Source organism: Streptomyces sp. SID14515 (assembly GCF_010548505.1).
GTDB classification, from domain to species: Bacteria; Actinomycetota; Actinomycetes; order Streptomycetales; family Streptomycetaceae; genus Streptomyces; species Streptomyces caviscabies.
Map to the genome: position 1 here is coordinate 250197 of NZ_JAAGMH010000097.1, position 18916 is coordinate 269112.

16 protein-coding genes and 1 pseudogene are annotated in these 18916 nt (G+C 69.1%); 9 read left to right on the forward strand and 8 right to left on the reverse strand.

Annotated elements, in window-relative coordinates; all coding sequences use genetic code 11:
- Positions 1–381: 381 nt before the first annotated feature.
- From G3I54_RS21245 to G3I54_RS21260, 3 genes and pseudogenes are all read right to left on the reverse strand, one after another.
- The gene (locus G3I54_RS21245) at positions 382–552 is read right to left on the reverse strand and encodes a hypothetical protein (protein ID WP_164616454.1); all 171 of its coding nucleotides are present in this window, start codon (positions 550–552) and stop codon (positions 382–384) included.
- Between the two features lie 472 nt (positions 553–1024).
- A pseudogene (locus G3I54_RS39590) lies at positions 1025–1132 on the reverse strand (IS5/IS1182 family transposase); the annotation flags it as partial.
- 529 nt (positions 1133–1661) lie between these two features.
- Complete coding sequence (locus tag G3I54_RS21260) at positions 1662–3248, reverse strand: M4 family metallopeptidase (protein ID WP_343240374.1); 1587 nt, start codon at positions 3246–3248, stop codon at positions 1662–1664.
- Between the two features lie 1232 nt (positions 3249–4480).
- Here G3I54_RS21260 and G3I54_RS21265 point away from each other — a divergent pair.
- The gene (locus tag G3I54_RS21265; RefSeq protein WP_164616457.1) at positions 4481–4630 is read left to right on the forward strand and encodes a hypothetical protein; all 150 of its coding nucleotides are present in this window, start codon (positions 4481–4483) and stop codon (positions 4628–4630) included.
- Between the two features lie 586 nt (positions 4631–5216).
- Here G3I54_RS21265 and G3I54_RS21280 read toward each other — a convergent pair.
- The 5 genes from G3I54_RS21280 to G3I54_RS21300 all read right to left on the reverse strand — a co-directional run bounded on the left by G3I54_RS21280 (position 5217) and on the right by G3I54_RS21300 (position 11144).
- A complete protein-coding gene (locus G3I54_RS21280; protein WP_164616460.1) occupies positions 5217–5543 on the reverse strand; it encodes a hypothetical protein in 327 nt (108 codons plus the stop codon).
- 157 nt (positions 5544–5700) lie between these two features.
- Positions 5701–6831, reverse strand: a complete 1131-nt coding sequence (locus G3I54_RS21285) for a serine hydrolase domain-containing protein (protein WP_164616585.1) — start codon at positions 6829–6831, stop codon at positions 5701–5703.
- A 409-nt stretch (positions 6832–7240) separates the two neighbouring features.
- Positions 7241–7741 (reverse strand): GNAT family N-acetyltransferase, encoded by a 501-nt coding sequence (locus tag G3I54_RS21290; protein WP_164616461.1) that lies wholly within the window; start codon positions 7739–7741, stop codon positions 7241–7243.
- A 228-nt stretch (positions 7742–7969) separates the two neighbouring features.
- On the reverse strand, positions 7970–10003 hold the full coding sequence (locus G3I54_RS21295; RefSeq protein WP_164616462.1) for a regulator: 2034 nt from the start codon (positions 10001–10003) through the stop codon (positions 7970–7972).
- Between the two features lie 112 nt (positions 10004–10115).
- Positions 10116–11144: an LLM class flavin-dependent oxidoreductase gene (locus G3I54_RS21300; protein ID WP_164616463.1), complete on the reverse strand. Its 1029-nt coding sequence runs from the start codon at positions 11142–11144 to the stop codon at positions 10116–10118.
- A gap of 146 nt (positions 11145–11290) precedes the next feature.
- Between G3I54_RS21300 and G3I54_RS21305 the strand changes: the two genes are divergently transcribed.
- The 8 genes from G3I54_RS21305 (at position 11291) to G3I54_RS21335 (ending at position 18889) form a co-directional block, all read left to right on the forward strand.
- Positions 11291–11995, forward strand: a complete 705-nt coding sequence (locus G3I54_RS21305; protein ID WP_164616464.1) for an alpha/beta fold hydrolase — start codon at positions 11291–11293, stop codon at positions 11993–11995.
- Between the two features lie 2 nt (positions 11996–11997).
- The gene (locus tag G3I54_RS21310; RefSeq protein WP_164616465.1) at positions 11998–12201 is read left to right on the forward strand and encodes a hypothetical protein; all 204 of its coding nucleotides are present in this window, start codon (positions 11998–12000) and stop codon (positions 12199–12201) included.
- A 113-nt stretch (positions 12202–12314) separates the two neighbouring features.
- A complete protein-coding gene (locus G3I54_RS21315; RefSeq protein WP_164616466.1) occupies positions 12315–12854 on the forward strand; it encodes a DUF6630 family protein in 540 nt (179 codons plus the stop codon).
- Positions 12855–13027: 173 nt separating this feature from the next.
- Positions 13028–13189 carry a hypothetical protein gene (locus G3I54_RS39025; protein ID WP_170994476.1) on the forward strand — a complete coding sequence of 54 codons (162 nt, stop codon included), beginning with the start codon at positions 13028–13030 and terminating at the stop codon, positions 13187–13189.
- Positions 13190–13915: 726 nt separating this feature from the next.
- The gene (locus tag G3I54_RS21320; protein WP_343240375.1) at positions 13916–15151 is read left to right on the forward strand and encodes an extracellular solute-binding protein; all 1236 of its coding nucleotides are present in this window, start codon (positions 13916–13918) and stop codon (positions 15149–15151) included.
- An 84-nt stretch (positions 15152–15235) separates the two neighbouring features.
- Positions 15236–16171 carry a sugar ABC transporter permease gene (locus G3I54_RS21325; RefSeq protein WP_164616468.1) on the forward strand — a complete coding sequence of 312 codons (936 nt, stop codon included), beginning with the start codon at positions 15236–15238 and terminating at the stop codon, positions 16169–16171.
- A 133-nt stretch (positions 16172–16304) separates the two neighbouring features.
- Complete coding sequence (locus tag G3I54_RS21330) at positions 16305–17165, forward strand: carbohydrate ABC transporter permease (RefSeq protein WP_164616586.1); 861 nt, start codon at positions 16305–16307, stop codon at positions 17163–17165.
- Positions 17166–17284: 119 nt separating this feature from the next.
- Entirely contained in the window at positions 17285–18889 is a 1605-nt protein-coding gene (locus tag G3I54_RS21335; protein WP_164616469.1) for a glycoside hydrolase family 13 protein, read from the forward strand.
- Positions 18890–18916: the final 27 nt, after the last annotated feature.

Here is an 18916-nt window from a genome sequence, read left to right on the forward strand (position 1 = left end):
ATCATCGGCCAAGGATGCGTGCAGGTAACAGCTCGGTTGCCGCGCCTGCCAGGTCCACCCAGGTAACGGAAAAAAATCCCGAGCCCTCAAGTTGACTGGCTGTAAGCCGCGGTCCGTTGGGTGCTGGGATTCAGTGGTACGACTCTTGCTCTGGGGCCGTATTGGTCACCCGTGCGGGCCGCTATTGCTGGAGTCAGAACTCTGAATCCTCACGAATGGCCCCCGCATCCCGCTGGGCAGCTGCGCCGATGAGGAATTCTAACGGCGGAACGAGGTGAGCCGTGCACGGCCCAGACCAGAAAATTGGCCGCCAATGGAACTGTCGCAGCCCGCAGATGGGAGCAGATCCCGTTCGCCTGTGCATGAAGTGAACTTAACAACTCACTCGTTGTGAATCGCCAATCGGCAGTGCCCAGTCGGCAGGCGGCTGCCACCAGAAAGCTCTCCCTCCACCGCGCCGCGCCTTTTGAGGAATTTCATGCTCCACTCGGCACCAGCGTGACTCTTCGGGCAATCCTTGATCATCGGCGCGGTCTGGGTGATCGCGTCCATCGCCCTCTACTCGGTTTCGCAAAACCGCTGGATCGGACAGAAAGTGTGCGGCACATCTTGGGCGTTGACGTACGAGGCACCCGGCCACACTCGGTGATGCCTCGGCAGCTCAGGTGCGCTATCGGCACAACCCAAACAGGTATGAGCTCGACCGCTTTGAGGACGAGACGGGCCCGGTGCCCCTCACCTGGAGAGAAGCCGACAACGTCAAGCGTACCGACGGTCGCCCGCTTCGAAGTAGTCCCGAAGGGCAACGACACGGGCTCGTGCCGCATTCTGCTCGACGAAAGACGGGTGGTCGCCCAGGCTTCCTCTCCCGCCCCGGGCCAACCCGGCCTCGGCGAGGTCACCTGTGGAGTTCGAGACGTCGTTCCCAGCGGACGGTCAGACGCTTGAACTGGTGGAGCAGGGCAAAGGTCTGTTCGACAACGTAGCGAAGCTTGCCCCGGTCCTTGATGTTTGGGGAGCCCTTCTGGGAGATCACCGGCAGGATCCGGCGCCGACGCAGCTCACGGCGCACGACCCGGGAGTCGTGCGCCGTGTCGCCTAGCACCGCATCGGGACGTCGGCCCGGGCGGCCGGGGTGGTCCGGCCACCGGCGGGATGCCGTCGACCAGGGCGAGGGTTTACGTGAGGTCGTTGACGTTCGACACGGTGGTGATTACGTGCAGCGGAGTGCCCTTCCCGCCGCAGATCAGGTGGTGTTGGCTGCCCGCCCGTCTTGCACCGGTCGACCGACGACGGGCCGGCTGCGCCACCTCCTTTCTCGCGCGTACAAGGGAGCCGTCCACACACGCACGGGACCAGTCGAGCTCGCCGCCCGCGCCAGCTCGCCAGCAGGATCTGGTGCAGAACGTACAAGATCTCCTACAGACACAGCCGGTCATCGACGGGCTTCGGCCCCGGCGACCGCTTGGGCCAGGACAGGAGCAGCGGCTCGATCAGCTCCCACAGGTCGTCGTCCACGACCCACGGCCAAGTACTCACGCAGCCAGCAACGGCCAGATCATCACACCAGACACGTTCGACCAGCACACTCGGTCAAGATCGCGCTACGAGCTTTATGTGTCAGAAAATGTTCAACGTGTTATCCAGGTGGTCCTTGGGTGTCAGCCCTTGACGTTGACGGCTGTCCAGGCGGCCTTTACGGCCGCGACCTCGTCGCTGTTCGCGCCGTGGAGGTCGGAGGCGGCCTGCACCGTGGCCGTACGGGCCGCCTTGTAGTCGGTCGTGGAGGTGAAGTAGGCGCTGAGCGCCTGGTACCAGATCTTGACGGCCTTTTCCCGCCCTATGCCCGTGAGCGTGGAGCCGTCCTTGGTGGCGCTTTCGTGCCGGACGCCGTTGATGGTCTTGTTCCCGCTGCCCTCGGCGAGCAGGTAGAAGAAGTGATTGGCCACGCCAGAGGAGTAGTGCGGATCCTTGTCCTTGGTGGTGGCGTCCCAGAAGTCCTGGGAGTGCCCGTCGCGGCTGGGGGTGTCCTGGTAACGGAGCGGCTTGCCGTCGCCGTAAATGTTGGCCTTCTCTGCCAGGAAGTAGTCGCCCGGGTCGGCAGGGTTGGCGGCGTTGAACTCGACTGCGGTGCCGAAGATGTCTGAGGTGGCTTCGTTGAGGCCGCCCGACTCGTCCGCGTACACCAGGCGGGCGGTGGCTTCGGTTACACCGTGCGAGAACTCGTGCCCAGCGATGTCAAGTTGAGTCCAAGGGTTGTCGCCTGAGGCACCGTCTCCGTACTGGATGGAGTAGCTCTCGTCGTCATAGAAGGCGTTGGCCAGCTTGTTGCCGTAATGGACATACGAGGTCGGAGCCGAGCCGTCGTTGCGTATGCCATTGCGCCCAAGGACGTTCTTGTAGAAGTCGTGGGTCTGGGCAAAGCCGTAAGCGGCATCGACCGCGGCGGTCTGGCGATTGGCCGGGGTACCGTCTCCCCAGATGTCGTCGGCATCGGTAAAGAGGGTGCCGTCGTTGCTCTCAGTGTTGTGCGCGTCGATGACCCGGTGGTTGCCGCGAGACTTGTCGATGAGCTGGTAGTCGGTGCCCGCACGCGTGGTGACGAGGTCGACTTTGCCGCTGTGTTGGCTGGTGTCGTCGGCCACGTTGTCGATCGCCTGGTACTCGTGGAGTTTCGCCCCGGTGGTCGCGTCCGTGATGACGTGGAGGCGGCTCGGCGTGCTGTTCTTCTGGGTGCCGTCGACCACGGTCTCGTAGGCGAGGACGGGGGTGCCGTCGGCGGCCCAGATGACCTTGCGCGGCTCCTGGCCGGCGCCGGTGGTGGTCGGGCGGTCTACGTGAGTGGCGACAGCCGCCTTCACCGCGGCCTTGTCCGCGGCGGTCGGCGTTACCTTCGGGGACAGCGAGCTGACGCGTATGGGCTGGGCGGAGGCGCGGGTGACGCTCTTGATCGTGCCGTTGCTGTTGCTGTGGACAATGACATCGCCGCCGAGAACGGGGAGTCCGGCGTAGGTGCGGTCGTAACGGGTGTGCGTCGTGCCGTCTGCGTCCTTGACGACGTCGCGGACGATCAGTTTTTCCTTGCCGTCGAGGCCGAGCGCGGCGGCTGTGCCGGATGCGGAGATGGCCGGCTTTGAGGTCCAGGGGCCGGTGTCAGCGGATGCAACTCCCTTGGTCGTCAACAGTGTCGCCGCGACGACGGCAGCAGCGGAAGCAGCTATGGCGCGCCGCGATATGGAGGAAGACACAGAGTTCTCCTGTGTGAGGGGGATGTTGGGCGGCGTCAAAGGCGCCTGCATTCGGGCTAGTTCCTTCGAGCAATTGCGAACATAGCCGCATACGCATTGACATGTCACCCCTCTACCTGGATTTCAAGGGGGCGCTGGCAGGAGTGACAGGAATTTTTCACGTGCACGCAATAGACGGCAATAGAGCTGGAAGCGGAAGGCTGCGGGTTACTCATCTGCTTGTAGCTGGTTGCGGTATGTAGGTTTCGACTTCCGTGAGGGCATGGTCCAGTGCAAGGTAGTCGTCGGACGCTTCAACTGACCGCGCAGGGCTGGTGGCGCGGGAGTCGTCGTCAACGATGCGCTTCGAGCAACGGGCTTCTGCCAGGTCTGATCCGTACGAACAAGCCCTGCTGTGACGCGACCGGGCGGGTCACCCGTCTGGTTTCACAGGTTCGGTGACTGCGGCTGGATAGCGATGCCGCGCCGCATGAGCAGGTGGACCAGGCCCGTCCGGTGGCGGAGAATGAGGTGCTCTGCATCGGTGACCGCCCCACCATCCATCCGGAACGCATCCACTCGGTGGGCGGCCCGGCAAGGTCGGCGCGCGGGAGTGGGGCGCATCGGACTCCGTTCCTCCCCCTCATCCCAGCCAGTACAGTGAATAACTCCGCCTCACCGCAACGGGAAGCCGCTACGGCCCGAGACCGCCACGGTAAAGGGCGACACTGGCAGATACGTCCTCACCGCCGGCACCCAGCCTGTGAATGTGTAGGGTGGTGCCAATGGTTGCCACCCAACCCGCAGATACCATCCCAAACATTCGTACCGAGGACTGTGAGCAGTTCGGCGAGGAACCTGGTTTCCCGACACCTGTTGGGGCTCTGGTCCACTTGGTGCGGCCGCCTATGCAGGGTAACTATCGGTTTCTCGTGACTGTAGCTGAGAGCCCGAAAATCGCGCCCGGCCGGTGCACGGTGTGCTCGACAGTGCTGCACCATGGCCGAAGTACGGCCTCAACTTGCCGAGTTACTTTTCTCCTCGGTGGAGAGCGTGGTGGGGGAGTCGGTCGAGGTGGCCCAGCCGACAGCGGCAGCACTCTCGTCTGGGCACTCGTGCTGCTCCTACATTGTGGCCTACTCGCGAGTGCATGCGCTGTTCCAGTACGTCTTTCGCTGCGCCTGATAGGTGTTTATGGAAGAGCAAAAAGTATCTCGGACGCGGCCATATCCATGGCGACTACCTTTCTGGGGGTGCTGCTTGTAGAAGCCTTCACTCCCGGACTTAACGTCGAACACCCATGGCTCCCAGCGCTGCTGGCAACACTGATGGTCGCTCTTGTCAATCTAGCGATCGACCGTATTGAGTACCGGAAGGACAGCATCAAGAGCGACGCACGTTGAGCCCAAGGCGCACGCATCTAGGTCTGCGGTGGTCAAGAAAATGTCCCGAAGGCCAACTCGCCAGTGGCGGAGAACGGGAGGTTCCGTCACTGAACCGCGGCCGGATACTTGGCCTCCCATTTCTCGCTCAACTCGGCGAGTCGGGCGAGGGCTTGGCCCTCACTGGTCGGAGGTGGGCGGGCCGCAGATCGCGGGCTGACGTGTCCCAGTGGGCGAGGGGGACGCATTTCAGCGTGGTGCGGATGAAATGAACGATGCAGAGCTGAAGCACCGTGGTGGGGATGACGCTGTTGACCGCCCTGGGCAGGTTCTTAGAATAGACCGCGTAGAGCGGGCGCGTGCCGCCAGTCGGCCATCGAGTCCAGGACCTTGTCGGTGATGGTGGACACCGTCTCCTGCGAGGAGGTCTGGATGCCATATTCTTCGGCGAGATGCGCAACGATTTCCCCAGAGGTTGGCCCCTTGGCCGTGAGGGAGAGGACCATGTCCTCCAGACCGCCGGTCCGCCGTGCGTACTTGGGCAGCAGGCCTGAGTGGAAGGTGCCCAGCCGGTGCCGCGGCACCTGTACCGTGACGGCATGACTCCTTAGTCACCTTCCTCGGCCGGTACCCGTTGCGGGCGCACCCGAGTGGGAGCCGCGCCCGCCGATGCGGCAGGTTCCTCGCCCAGGTGCAGGTCCATCTCCGCATCGACAGCGGCCTGCATCAACTCGCGCGTGAGCTCGCCCAGGAGGCCACCCTCACCCATCAACCGCTGTCTGCCATCGCGGCCCTTGTACGCGGCGAGCTCAGCCAGTTCGTGCATCAGGCCGGGACTCAGCCTGCGCCCGGATGCCGCCCGACGGGTCGCCGCTGTCGTCTTCGATGCAACACCGGCGCCGGCACCGTCCATGTCCAGCGCCGCAACTGACACGCCGCCAGCGTCCTAAAGGGTGTTGCACAACGGCGATCACGCCCGGATTCGGCCACCCCGGGCATGATTAACTGCCCGCTTGTGCACCGTTTTCCACCGGCCTGACCGGCGCCCGCAGGCTGGATCTGGAGATCGTTCGGGCCTTGTGCAACAACCTTTAGTACGCGCCGCCCGGCTTCCGGCGGTCGAGCAGTCGGCAGACGAAGTCCTCCTGGAGCTCGCGGAAGGTGGCCAGCAGTCGTGGATTCGTCGTGCTGTTCACCTGGGAGGTGAGGGAGACGGTCAGCGACCGCTTGCCGTCCTCGGTCGCCGCGGCCAGCTGCGTGTAGCCGGGGAAGTTGCCGGTGTGGCCGTACACCGTGCCGCAGCGCGTCGTGTACGAGAACACGGCGAGACCGGCCCTGTTGCGTCCGGGACCGGCGGGTTCGGAGCTGCCCGCGACGAAGGACAGCTGCTGCCGGCGGACCGCCGGGCCGAGCCCCAGCCCGCCGGCGTAACCGCGCATGAAGGCCCCCAGATCCCGGGGCGTGGAGACGATGCCGCCCGACGCCCACACCCCCGAGGCGCCCAGCACCGTGCTGACGTCCTCCGGTGCGTTCGGCGGGTCCACCGCGTAGCCGTGCAGATAGGGCTCGGGCAGCCGGTAGCCCTGCGGGAGGCTGGTGTCGCGCAGGCCGAGCGGCCGGTACACGAGTTCGGCGAGGAGCTTCTCGTACCGCTGCCCCGTCGCCGCCTCGGCCATCAGCGCCACGGCGATGTTGTCGGAGTTGGAGTAGCGGTACGCCGATCCCGGCCGGAACCGCAGCGGGTCACCGGCGACGTAGTCCAGCAGCCGGCGGGAGTCGAAGCGCCGGCGCGGGTCGGCCGTCAGCTCGGCGATGAACGTGGGGTCCTCCGTGTAGTCGGGGAGCCCGCTCGTGTGGTTGAGGAGCTGGCGGAGCGTCACCCGGTGCCAGGCGGCGGGGAGCCGGGGCAGCCGCCGGCCGATGGTGTCGTCCAGACCGAGCGCGCCCCGCTCGGTCAGCTGCAGGGCGACCGAGCCGCTGAAGGCCTTCGCGGTGCTGGCGATCCGCATGTGGTCGGTCGCCCGGGGCGCGCGACCGGTGCCGAGCTCCGACGTACCCGCCCGGTACACCTCGCTCCTGCCGCCCGCCGTGAGGACGGCGATGGCGCCGGGCGGCCCTCCCGGGGTGTCCACGAGCGCCTGGAGCCCGCGCCGCAACGCGGGGTCGACCGATCCGTGCGGGCCGCCGCCCCCGTCGCCGCCCGCATGGGCCGGGCCGGTCATCAGCCCGGCGAGCGACGCGGCTGCCAGGGCCGCGACGACGGCTCTTCGCCGCAGCGGCCGACTGCGCGGGAACGGAGCGTCCGGAAGGGAACGTGCGGGCACGGGGGCCTCCTGAGGGCGGTGGGCGTCGGGCGGGCGGAGGCGGTACGGTCCACTTCCGCGAGCCCGGCGCCGGATGGGCGGAGGCGGTACGGTCCGCTCCCGCGAGCCCCAGCATCGGGCGGCCGCACGGGGCGTGCCCCCGAGGTGGACCATCCGGCCGATCACCGCCACACCGCCGGAGCCGGGCCCATCGCCGGGCTGTCGCCGGCGCCGAGCCGTGCCCCGGCCTGCCGGCGGATCCGGGCTGATCGCCGCCGTACCGCCGGAGCCGGGCCGCGCACCGTAACCCCGCCGGCCGCAGCGCCGGTCAGCGGACCGGGGGAGCGCCGCCGCTCAGATCCAGGACGTACCGCCGCCCGGGGCGGTCGCCGAACTTGACGTCCTCCAGCGGCTCGAAACCCGTACGCGCCAGCACCGCGCGGGAGCCCGTGTTGTCGAGCGTCGTCTCCGCGCGCAACGCGGTGAGCCCGTACTCCTCGACCGCCAGGACGCAGACCTGCTGGACCGCCCAGGTGGCCAGCCCCCGCCCCGCCGCCTTCTCCGCTATCCGGTAGCCCAGCTCGGCCGAACCGTCCAGCACCCCGACGAGGTTGATCCGGCCGAGGACGCCGTCGTCGTCCTCGATGAGGTGGAAGTGGTGCAGCCCCGCGTCCTGCTCGGCGAGCAACTCACGGTGGCGTTCGGCGAACGCGGCGAAATAGTCGTCGCCCCGGTCGGAGATGGACGCGGCGAAATAGGCCCGGTTCTCCCGCTCGAAGGCGAGCAGAGCCTCGGCATGGTCGGGACGGAGCCGGCTGATGGACGTCATACCGGGATGCTAGGCGGTGTCCTGGCGGGTGTCCGGCGACCGGCGATCACCGCCTTACGGTCCGGAGCCGGGAGCCGGGAGCCGGGAGCCGGGAGCCGGGAGCCGGGAGCCGGGAGCCGGGAGCCGGGAGCCGGGAGCCGGGAGCCGGGAGCCGGGAGCCGGGAGCCGGGAGCCGGAGCCGGTGCGGCGGGCGGCTCCGGCTGTCCGGGACCGTCCTTGCTGTCCGCGCTATCCGGGCTGCCCGCGCTCCAACGCGTTGGCCAGGCCGCGTTCGGCGTCGTCGGCCGAGGCGCGCCGGTAGGCCCGCTCGTACGCCGAGTCGCCCGCGGCCTGCCGGGCCCGGAGCTCCCACTGCTCGCGGATCGCCCCGAGCTCCGGGGTGCCCCGGTGCGGGTGGCCGATCATGCGCCAGTACGCGTGTCCGGTACCGGAGGCACGGGCCGCGGCGACCCCGTTCCCCTGCGCGGCGATGGCGCCGGCGAGCAGATCGAGGCCGAGCGCTATGCCGAGGCTGTCATGGAGCTCGTGCTTGCTCGCGAGCATCGCGCGCGCGTGGCTCTCGGCGTGCCGGGGGCGGCCCTGGAGCAGATGGATGAGGGCGAGTTGGTGATCGGCGTAGGCCCGTGCCCAGTGCTCGCCGAACCGCAGGCTGATCCGCTGGAGCCGCATGGCCTCCTCGTACGCCTCGTCGAGCCTGCCGAGGGCGGACAGCGCGAACAGGCGTATCACCCGGCAGCGCAGTTGCGAGGGCGCGTCCGCGGGGTCGCCGCGGTGGTGGCGCAGCGCGCGGTCGCTGACGGAGTGCGCGGTGAGCGGCCGGCCCATCATCAGATACGTGAAGCTCATGGAGTGCGCCGCGAGGAGCAGGGCCTCGGGGTCCTCGTCCCGGCGGGCCGCGTGCCGGCACTCCTCGCCGGTGCGGCGGGCCGCTTCGTGGTCACCCTGCAAGGTCAGCGTGATCCCCAGGGCCCAGAGCGCCCGGGTGCGGTGCGGACCGGCGGAGAGCGGCAGGGCGAGCACCCGCCGCAGATACGTACGGGCCTGGTGCAGATGACCGCAGCAGCTCCAGAAGAGGCCGACGCACCCGGCCATCTCCATCGCCATCTCCGGGTCCTCGGCCAGCAGATGGTCCAGGGCAGCGCACAGGTCCGGGTGGGAGTCGGCGATCCGGTGGTACCAGAGGACCTGCGACGGCCCCAGCCAACCCGCGTACGCCTGGACGGAGACATGCGCGAAGTGCCGGGCGTGCCGGTCCGCGAGGAGCGTGTCCTCCGCCAGCTCGGCCAGCCACATCGCCCCGTACTCGCGCAGCGTGTCCAGCATCCGGTAGCCGTCCCCGGTCCGCCGGAGCACGGACTGGTCCGCCAGGCGTTCCAGAGCGGGGGCGACGGCCTCGGCGTCCAGCGGTCCGCCCGCGCACACCGCCTCCGCGTCCGGAGTCGTGATGACGCCGCGGAAGACGGAGAGCCGCGCCCACAGCAGTCGCTCCAGCGGTGCGCAGAGCTCGTGGCTCCAGCCGATCGTGGTGCGCAGGGCACGGTGGCGGCGGGGCCAGAGGGTGTCGTCGGTGAGGTTCTCCATCCGGGAGGCCAGCCGCCCGGTGATCTCCTGCGGACTGCTCCCGCGGAGCTGGGCGCAGGCCAGTTCGACGGCGAGCGGTATGCCGTCGAGGCGGTGGCAGATCTCGCTGACGGCGGCCGTGCTCCCGGGGTCGTCGAGTGCGAGCCCCGGGGCGACGGCGGCCGCGCGCTCGTGGAAGAGCCGGACGGCCTCGTCGCCGTCGTCGCCCGCGGACAGCGGGGGCACCTCGACGCACAGCTCGTCCGCGGCGCCCAACGGCTCCCTGCTGGTGGCCATGACCGTCAGCCCCGGGGCCGCGGCGAGCAGTTCGGCGACGAGCTGCCCGCAGGGGCCGACGAGCCGTTCGCAGCAGTCGAGAACGAGGAGCAGGCTGCGTTCGGACAGCCATTCACCGAGCGCGGCCACCGGCCGGCGGGGGCTGTGGTCCAGCAGCCCGACGCCGTCGCAGACCGTCGTGGCGAGCAGTTGCTCATCGTGCAGATGGGAGAGGTCGGCCCACCAGACGCCGTCGGCGTAGCGGTCCCGGGCACGCTCGGCCGTGCGCAGGGCCAGTCGGCTCTTGCCGACCCCGCCGGGGCCGGTGAGCGTGACCAGCCGATGATCTCGAAGTGCCCGTTCGACGCTGACCAGTTCGCTGTTGCGGCCGACGAAGCTGGTCGTCACGACGGGGAGGTTGCCCATCACGGGGACATCCTGCCTCGCCGTGGCCCACCGCCTCCGTTCATAGCGAAAAGCAGTCAGAAACGGCCGACAATGCATCCTGTTCGATCCCCAAGTGACAGGTTTCGAAAGGTCATTGGGGCGTCCGGGCCTCGGCGTCCGCCGTGTCCGTGCCACCCGTGGATTCCGCGGCGTCGAGAACGGCGGCCAGGGACTCCAGGGCCGCCACCGGGTCGGGACCGACCGGGGCCAGGACGGTGTCGGTGACGCCGGCCGACCGCAGTCCGTCGAGGCGGGCGCGGGCCTCCTGCGGGGTGCCGGCCACGGCGAGTCGCGCGACCTGGTCGTCGGGCAGACGCCGGACGAACTCCGCGCGGTCGGCGCACCCGGCCCGCAGCTCGGCCAACTCGTCGGCGAACGGCAGCGGAGCGATGTGCGCGCGCCAGTCGGGCTCGCCGATCCACTCCAGTGCCGGGCGGGCGGCGGCCAGCGCGGTACGCCGATCGGCGTCGACGGACGCGACGTTGTACGCGACCAGGCGGTGGGGGCGGTCGGCGGCGATGTGCCCGAGCGCCGCCCGCGCGTACTCGGGGGCGACCGGCTCCGCTAGGACCGTTCCGTCGGCCACCTCGCCGGAGACGGCCAGCGACCTGGGGCCCCGGACACCGGCCAGGATGTCGGGCACGATCCCGGGCAGCGCGCTGGGGTCGAGCTGTACGCCGTCGAGGTGGACGTACTGCCCGCGCCGCCGCGTGAGCTCACCGCGCAACAGCGCCCGCAGGGCGTCGACGTACTCGCGGAGGAAGGTCAGCGGGCTCCGGGGCCACTGACCGACGCTGCGCATCCAGTGAGGCATGCCGTGCCCCACGGCGACGTCGACCCGGCCGGGGAAGAGCTGCGCCAGCGACGCGATCTCCAGCGCCGCGAACGCCACGTTGCGGGCCCCGGCGGGCAGCAGCCCGATGCCGACCCGGATGCGGTCGGTGGAGGCCAGCACGGCGGCCGCCTGGGCGATCCCCCCGCGGAAGCCGAGGTCCTCGACCACCCAGACGGAGCCGAACCCCAACTCCTCGGCCCGGCGCGCGTACGGCAGGATCCGGTCGGCGGGCAGATCGCGCGGCAGCAGGACGCCCACGGTCCGGTCGGTGACGGGGGAACGCACAGGTGTTCTCCTTCGGTCGGCGGCCGGGCGACGGCGATCAGCACACCCGCCGCCCCGTTCCGTGTCCGGTGAAGATAGCGAAGCGCCGACGGCGGACCGGACGGCGGCCGGGCGGCGTTGTCGTACCCCTGCACTACGTTGCTGGCATGACGCAATTCGTACTGGTGGCAGGGGCCTGGCTCGGCTCGTGGGCGTGGCGCGACGTGGAGTCCGTCCTGCGCGAGGCCGGTCACGGGGTCCACCCGTTGACGCTGTCGGGCCTCGCCGAGAAGCAGGGAGCGGCGGCGGGGCAGCGGACCCATGTCGAGGACATCGTCGAGCTGGTCGAGCGCCTCGACCTGCGCGAGGTGGTGCTGGTCGGGCACAGCTACGCCGGCATTCCGGTCGGGCAGGCGGCCGAGCGGATCGGCGACCGGCTCGCCCACGTCGTGTTCGTCGACTCCAACGTCCCGGTCGACGGCGAGTCCTTCGTCTCCGGCTGGCCGGACGGCCGGGCCGGCGTGGAGGCCGCCATCGCCGCCAACGGAGGCTTCTGGCCTCCGCCGACCGCCGCCGACTGCGTGGACCAGGGCCTCACCGACGAACAGATCGCCCGGTTCGTCGCCGGCTCGACACCCCACCCCGGCGCCACCCTCACCGAGCCCGCCGCCCTGACCCGGTCCCCGGGGCTGCTGCCCACGACGTACGTCAAGTGCCTGCTCGACTGGCCCGAGCCGAGCCCGGAGGTGGCCGGGCTGCTGTCGAGCGAGCGGTGGCGGCTGGTCACCATGGACACCGGTCACTGGCCGATGTTCTCGCAGCCGGGCGAGCTCGCCCGGATCCTGCTGGACGCCGCGGGAAAGGCCGCGTGAGGATGCCGACCCCTTCCGGCCCGGAGCGGCGGACCCCGGCCGAAGCGGCCACGGAACACCCGGAGATCACCTACATCGGGTGCGCCCGGTGCGGCACCCTGATCGCGGGACTCGACGGGCGGTACGCCTGTTCGGGCTGCGGCTGGGTCAACGAGTGGACCGAGGGCCACCGGCCGCTGCCCGCGGCCCGGCGGCGGCGCGCCTAGGCCCCCCGGATCGCTCCCGTGACAGCTCTCTGCGGTCCGTCCGCCGTGACGGCGCAGAACCCACAGACCGACGACGACCCGGCGGCGACCTCGCCGCAGGAGGAGAGCACGACATGTCCGACCCGCACGACAACGACACGGTCCGCACGTCCCTGGCCGAGATCGCCGCACTGCTCGCCCCGGCGCACCCCGCCGTGGCCGAGGAGGTGCTGCGGGCCCACGACAGCCCGCACGACTACGTGAGCGCCTACGCGGGCCGGCTGGCGGACCGGGGCATCGACGAACCGGTGGACAACCTCGCCTGGATCGCGCTCATCGACGCGCTCGACGCACACGGCCTGCTCGCGGAGTTCGACTGGAAGGAGGACCCGCAGGAGATCCGGTCCCAGCTGCAGAAGCTGGAATCGCGGCCCTCCATCGACCCGTGGGTGCTCTTCGAGGCCCGGGAGATGCTTCTGCCGACCGACACGTTCCTGGACGCCTGTGGCCGCCGCTACCGGGAGATCGGCGCGGCGCTCGCCGTCCTCGACATCGATTCCGACTGCTACCCGGTGGTGGGCCTGCGGGCGGCGCGTGCCGACGAGCTGACCGCCCTCGCCGCCCGTGCGGGCTTTCCCGTACGGCATCTCGGCGCGGGCCGCCGCAGGCGGTGACAGGGCAGCCGCCCGCGGCCGCCGGGGGAGGGGCGGGGCGTCGTTCCAGCAGGTGCGGGGTGGTCCCGGCCCTTGATAACGAATCGCCCCCGCCGCCGCCCACCACGTACACTCGCCCCCGCCTCCGCCGACCGGCAGGGGCTTTTCGCACCAGACCGACGGGGAAGAACCGTATGAGTTCCGCAGACAGCACCGAAGCACCGATCTACGCCGGCCTCGTGGAGGAGCACGGCGACGTGCTCGCCGAAGTGCGCCGGGTGGCCGAGGAGGTCCTGCGCGAGGCCGACCGCGCCATCGATTTCGGCGCCGTGCGGACAGCCGCCGCGGCCCGCTAGAGAGACGAGCCGGAATCCCCGGCCGCAGCCGCCCGAGGGCGGCCAAGTCCATCACAGGACGATGAACGTCCTGCAACTATTGCCATATTCTTGCGTTCACGACGCGATGGTTTGCTGAAGAACCGTCGCAAGTGGAAGCGGGCGAGGCCGCGGCAGGCCGGGCGCCGAACATCGCGCCCGATGCCACCGCGGCCCCCGGCCGCCCGTCGTGACCGCCCCGGCGGCCGTGCTTCGGTGAGCGGTCCACGCACTCGCGTGGAGAGCGCTCCCAGCCGGCCGCCGAGGGGCGGGAGGCCGCAGCTCCGGTGCCGACGCCGCACCGGCCGACCGCCGCCCTGCCGGATCTCCCGAGCGGTCTCCGGCGTGTTTCTCCAGGTGCCCCCTTTCCTCCGCCGTCGATACGGCCGGCGATACCCGTCTCCATGGTTCCGCCGGCCATGTGCGAGCCGTAGGCGCGGCCCGAGCGGTCGAGGCGACCCTGTGCGGCTTCTGGTGCCCAGCGGTGCCGACAGAACGTGATGCAGTCGCAATCTTGCAAATTTGGATCGGAATATTGCGTAGGTCTGCTCGCCGTTCTATCGTGACGCTCCGATCAAGGCAGTGCTTGGGCGTCACCCCAGAGGAGCCGTAATGAAGCCCCGCAATCTTGCGATCTTGCTGACCACAGGTCTCGTCGTGAGCCTCGCTGCCTGTGGCAGCGACTCGGAGTCCGATGCGGGAGGGGATGTGGCGATCACCGTGGCCTGTCAGCCACCCAAGACCGCACCGAAGCAGCGCGAGGCGTGGAACGACGACGTCGCCGCCTTCGAGAAGGCGCATCCGGGGGTCAAGGTCAGAAGCACCGACCAGCAGCCGTGCTTCGACCCGAAGACCTTCGCCGCGAAGCTCGCAGGCGGGCAGATGGAGACGGTGTTCATGGTGCCGGTCACCAACTACGCCGACGTGATCTCCAAGAAGCAGGCGAAGGACATCACGGGCGTCACCGACCTGGTGAAGAACTACGGCGACATCAAGCAGGACGTCAGGGACATGGTCATCAAGGACGGCAAGACCTACGGCGTCCCCAACGTGAGCTACAGCGTCGGCCTGGTCTACAACCGCAAGCTGTTCAAGGACGCCGGTCTCGACCCCGACGCCCCGCCGAAGACGTGGGACGAGGTCCGTGCCGCGGCGAAGAAGATCGCCGGACTCGGTGACGACTACGTCGGATACGGCGAGTACGGCGGCGGCAACGTCGGCGGCTGGCACTTCGCGCAGTCCATCTTCAGCCGCGGCGGCGAGATGGTCGTCGACGACAAGGCCGCGTTCAACAGCCCGGAGGGCAGGGCCGTGCTGCAGACGCTGCACGACATGCGCTGGAAGGACGACAGCGTCGGCAAGAAAGTGCTGATCGGCTGGGAGACGCTGATGCAGCAGATGGCCGCCGGCAAGACGGGCATGATGCTCGGAGCCCCGGACGTCGTCAGCGACGTGGTCCAGAAGTTCCAGGGAAAGAAGGACGACTACGGCATCACCGGCATCCCCGAGGGCGAGGCGTCCCTGACCGGCGGCGAGGCCTACATGGTCAATCCGAAGGCGAACGCCGCCCAGACCGAGGCGGCCATGCAGTGGATCGACTTCCAGTTCAACACCCCGGGCAAGGGCCGGCACGACTACGCCCGCGGCAAGGCCAACGGCGAGGCCGTCGGCGTGCCCAACAACGACTACATGGGTGACTCCCCGACCGGTCAGAGGATCGCGGACGCCCGCGAGGCGAACGCCGTCCTGCCGGTCGAGTACTACCAGCCCTACGTGGACACCTCCAAGGGCGTCGAGCTGAAGCTGGAGCCGGCGAAGGCCCAGGAGCTCTACGCGGTGCTCGACGTGCCCATGTCCGCGGTCCTCACACGGAAGGACGCGGACATAGCCAAGCTGCTCGCGGACGCCGAGTCCAAGGCCAACGGGATTCTGGCCAGGGGCTGACGGCAGCTGTCCCGGGTGCCGCCCAGGAGGGGAGGGCGGCACCCCGAGCAGGGCCGGCGGGAGAGGCGGAAACGGGAGATCACCATGCAAACACTCACCATCGAACCGAAACGGCCGTCCAAGCCGCTTCGCAGGCCTTCGGCGAAACGGAAACGGGCGGTCCGGGCCAATATCACCGCGTACGGCTTCCTGTGCGCGGCGCTGTTCTGCTTCGCCATGTTCGCCTGGTGGCCGATCATCAGGCAGGTCGTCCTCTCCTTCCAGGAGACCAACCTCGTCGACGAACCCACCTGGGTGGGCCTGGACAACTTCCGTGCGGTGGTGGCGGACCCGGCCTTCGGACAGGCCTGGAAGAACACCGTCGTCTTCACCCTGCTCGCCCTGGTCTGCGGCTATGTGATCCCGTTCGCGGTGGCGATCGTGCTCAACGAACTGCGGCACGCCCGCGGCTACTTGCGCTTCGTGGTCTATCTGCCGGTGATGCTGCCGCCGATCGTCTCGGTGCTGCTCTTCCGCTGGTTCTACGATCCAGGACCGGGCCTGTTCAACCAGGTCCTGGACTTCGCCGGCCTGCCGGCGCTGTCCTGGCTCGACTCCTCGGACACCGCACTGATCTCCTTGGTGATCGTCTCCACCTGGATGAACATGGGGTCCGGCGTCCTGATCTACCTCGCCGCCCTGCAGAACATCCCGGGCGATCTGTACGAGGCCGCGGAGCTGGACGGAGCCGGGATCTTCAAACGGATCTGGAACGTCACCGTCCCGCAGACCCGACTGATCCTGCTCCTGATGCTGATGCTGCAGATCGTCGCCACGATGCAGGTGTTCATCGAGCCGTACATGCTCACCGGCGGCGGACCGGAGAACGCGACGGTCACCGTCGCGTACCTCATGTACCAGTATGCCTTCGTGTACGGCGGCAATTACGGGGCCGGCAGCGCGCTCGGCCTGATGCTCATGCTCGTTCTCCTTGCGGTCGCCGCGGTGCAGCTCCGGCTGACCCGTGACGAGAAGAGGTAGTCCCGTGGCCAACGCAGTCCACACAACAGCCCACTCCGACACGGCGGGAGAGACCCGCGAGGTGACACCGCCGCCGGCGCACGACAGGAAGAAGCGGCGCCGCGCCTCCTGGGCCGACGGTCACGCCCGGACCATCGTCTCGCCCCTGGAACTCAAGTCCCGCTGGGGCAGCCGCATCTACTGGACGGTCCTCGTGGCCATCCTGCTCGTCTTCACCCTGGTCTTCGTCTTCCCGCTGTACTGGATGGTCACCGGGGCGATGAAGTCGGGCGAGGAGATAGCCCAGATGCCGCCCACGCTGTGGCCCGAGAAGCCGGACTTCTCGGTGTTCTCGGACGCCTGGGAGCTCTTCGACATCGGGCTGCTCCTGAAGAACACCCTCTTCTACGCGGTCGGCGCCTGGCTGTTCGCCCTCGCCGTCGATGTCACCGCCGCCTACGCGCTGTCCAAGCTGCGCCCGATGTTCGGCAATGTGATCCTCGGCGCGATGCTGGCCACCTTGATGATACCGCCGATCGTCGTGATGATTCCGGCCTACATCACGGTCACCGATGTGCCGATCTTCGGCTGGCAGCTGCTCAACTCGCCCTGGGCGATCTGGTTCCCGGTGGCCGCCAACGGCTTCAACATCTTCCTGCTCAAACGGTTCTTCGACTCGATACCCGACGAGATCCTCGAAGCGGCCGAGATCGACGGCGTACCCCCGTGGCGCGTTCTGGTCTCGATCATCCTGCCGATCTCGCGGCCCATCCTCGGAGTGGTCTCCATCTTCACCGTCGTCCTGGTCTTCAAGGACTTCGTCTGGCCGCTGCTCGTCCTGCCGGACAGCGAGAAGATGACGATCAGCGTGGGGCTTTCGCAGACCGCGGGAGCCGTCACACAGAACCAGATCATGGCGGGTCTGGTGATCGCGAGCATCCCGATGATCATCGTGTTCTTCTTCTTCCAGCGGAGCATCATGGCCGGCCTCACCGCCGGCAGCCTCAAGGGCTGATCCGCGCCCCCTCAGCTCTCTTCCGCACCACCATCGACACGCTCTCCGCCGCCGGTCGTGACATCCATGCCCCGCCGCGACCGGCGGCGGAGTCCCCACCTGCCCGAAAGGACCGTCACGTGGCAGCTGTGCCCTCCTCCCGAACCGATACATGGTGGCGAGACGCCGTCATCTACCAGATCTACCCCCGCAGCTTCGCGGACGGAGACGGCGACGGCACCGGGGACCTCGCGGGGGTCCGGGCGAATCTGCCGTATCTCGCCGCACTCGGCGTGGACGCCGTCTGGTTCACCCCGTGGTATCTGTCGCCGCTCGTCGACGGCGGGTACGACGTGGCCGACTACCGCACCATCGACCCGGCCTTCGGCACCCTCGACGAGGCCGAGAAGCTGATCTCGGAAGCCGCTGAGTTCGGTATCAAGGTCATCGTCGACATCGTCCCCAACCACCTCTCCGACCAGCACGACTGGTTCCGGGCCGCCCTCGCGGCCGGACCCGGCAGCCCGGAGCGCGAGCTCTTCCACTTCCGCCCCGGGCGCGGCGAGAACGGCGAACTCCCCCCGAACAACTGGCCCTCCCAGTTCTCCGGCGACACCTGGACCCGGGTCCCCGACGGGGAGTGGTACCTGCACCTGTTCGCCCCCGAACAGCCCGACCTCAACTGGTCCCATCCCACCGTCCGCCGCGAACACGAGGACATCCTGCGCTTCTGGTTCGAGCGCGGCGTGGCCGGTGTCCGCATCGACTCCGCTGCCCTGCTCACCAAACACCCCGACCTGCCCGACTTCACCGAGGGCGTCGACCCGCACCCGTACATCGACCAGGACGAGATCCACGACGTCTACCGCTCCTGGCGGACGATCGCGGACGAGTACGACGGCGTGTTCGTCGGCGAGGTCTGGCTCCCCGACTCCGAGCGCTTCGCCCGCTACCTCCGCCCCGACGAACTGCACACCGCCTTCAACTTCAACTTCCTCGCCTGCCCCTGGGACCCCGAGCGCCTGCGCCGCACCATCGACGACACCCTCGCCGAGCACGCACCCGTCCGGGCCCCCGCCACCTGGGTCCTGTGCAACCACGACGTGACCCGCACCGTCACCCGCTACGGCCGCACGGACACCGCCTTCGACTTCGCCACGAAGGAGTTCGGCACCCCCGCCGACCTGGAGCTCGGCACCCGCCGCGCCCGCGCCGCGGCCCTCCTCACCCTCGCCCTGCCCGGCTCGGTCTACCTCTACCAGGGCGAGGAGCTGGGCCTGCCCGAGGCGGACATCCCCCTCGACCGCATCGAGGACCCGATGCACTTCCGCTCCGGCGGCACCGACCCCGGCCGCGACGGCTGCCGTGTCCCGCTGCCCTGGGCGGCGGCCGAACCGTACGGCGGCTTCGGCTCCACCACCGAGCCCTGGCTGCCACAGCCCGCCGACTGGCCGACGTACGCCGTCGACCGGCAGAACGCCGACCCCGCGTCGATGCTCAGCCTGTACCGCGCGGCCCTGCGCCTGCGCCGCGAGACCTCCGGCTTCGGCGACGGCCCGATGACCTGGCTGCCCTCCGAGGACGGGGTGCTGGCCTTCGCCCGCACCGACGGCCTGGTGTGCGTGGTGAACCTCCTCGACCGCAGTGTCGAACTGCCCGTGCACGAAGAACAGCTGCTGGCGAGCGGGCCGCTGGACGCCGACGGCCGCCTGCCGTCCGACACCGCGGTGTGGCTGCGGCGCTGACCGCAAAGGCCTGGAACGTCGGGAACT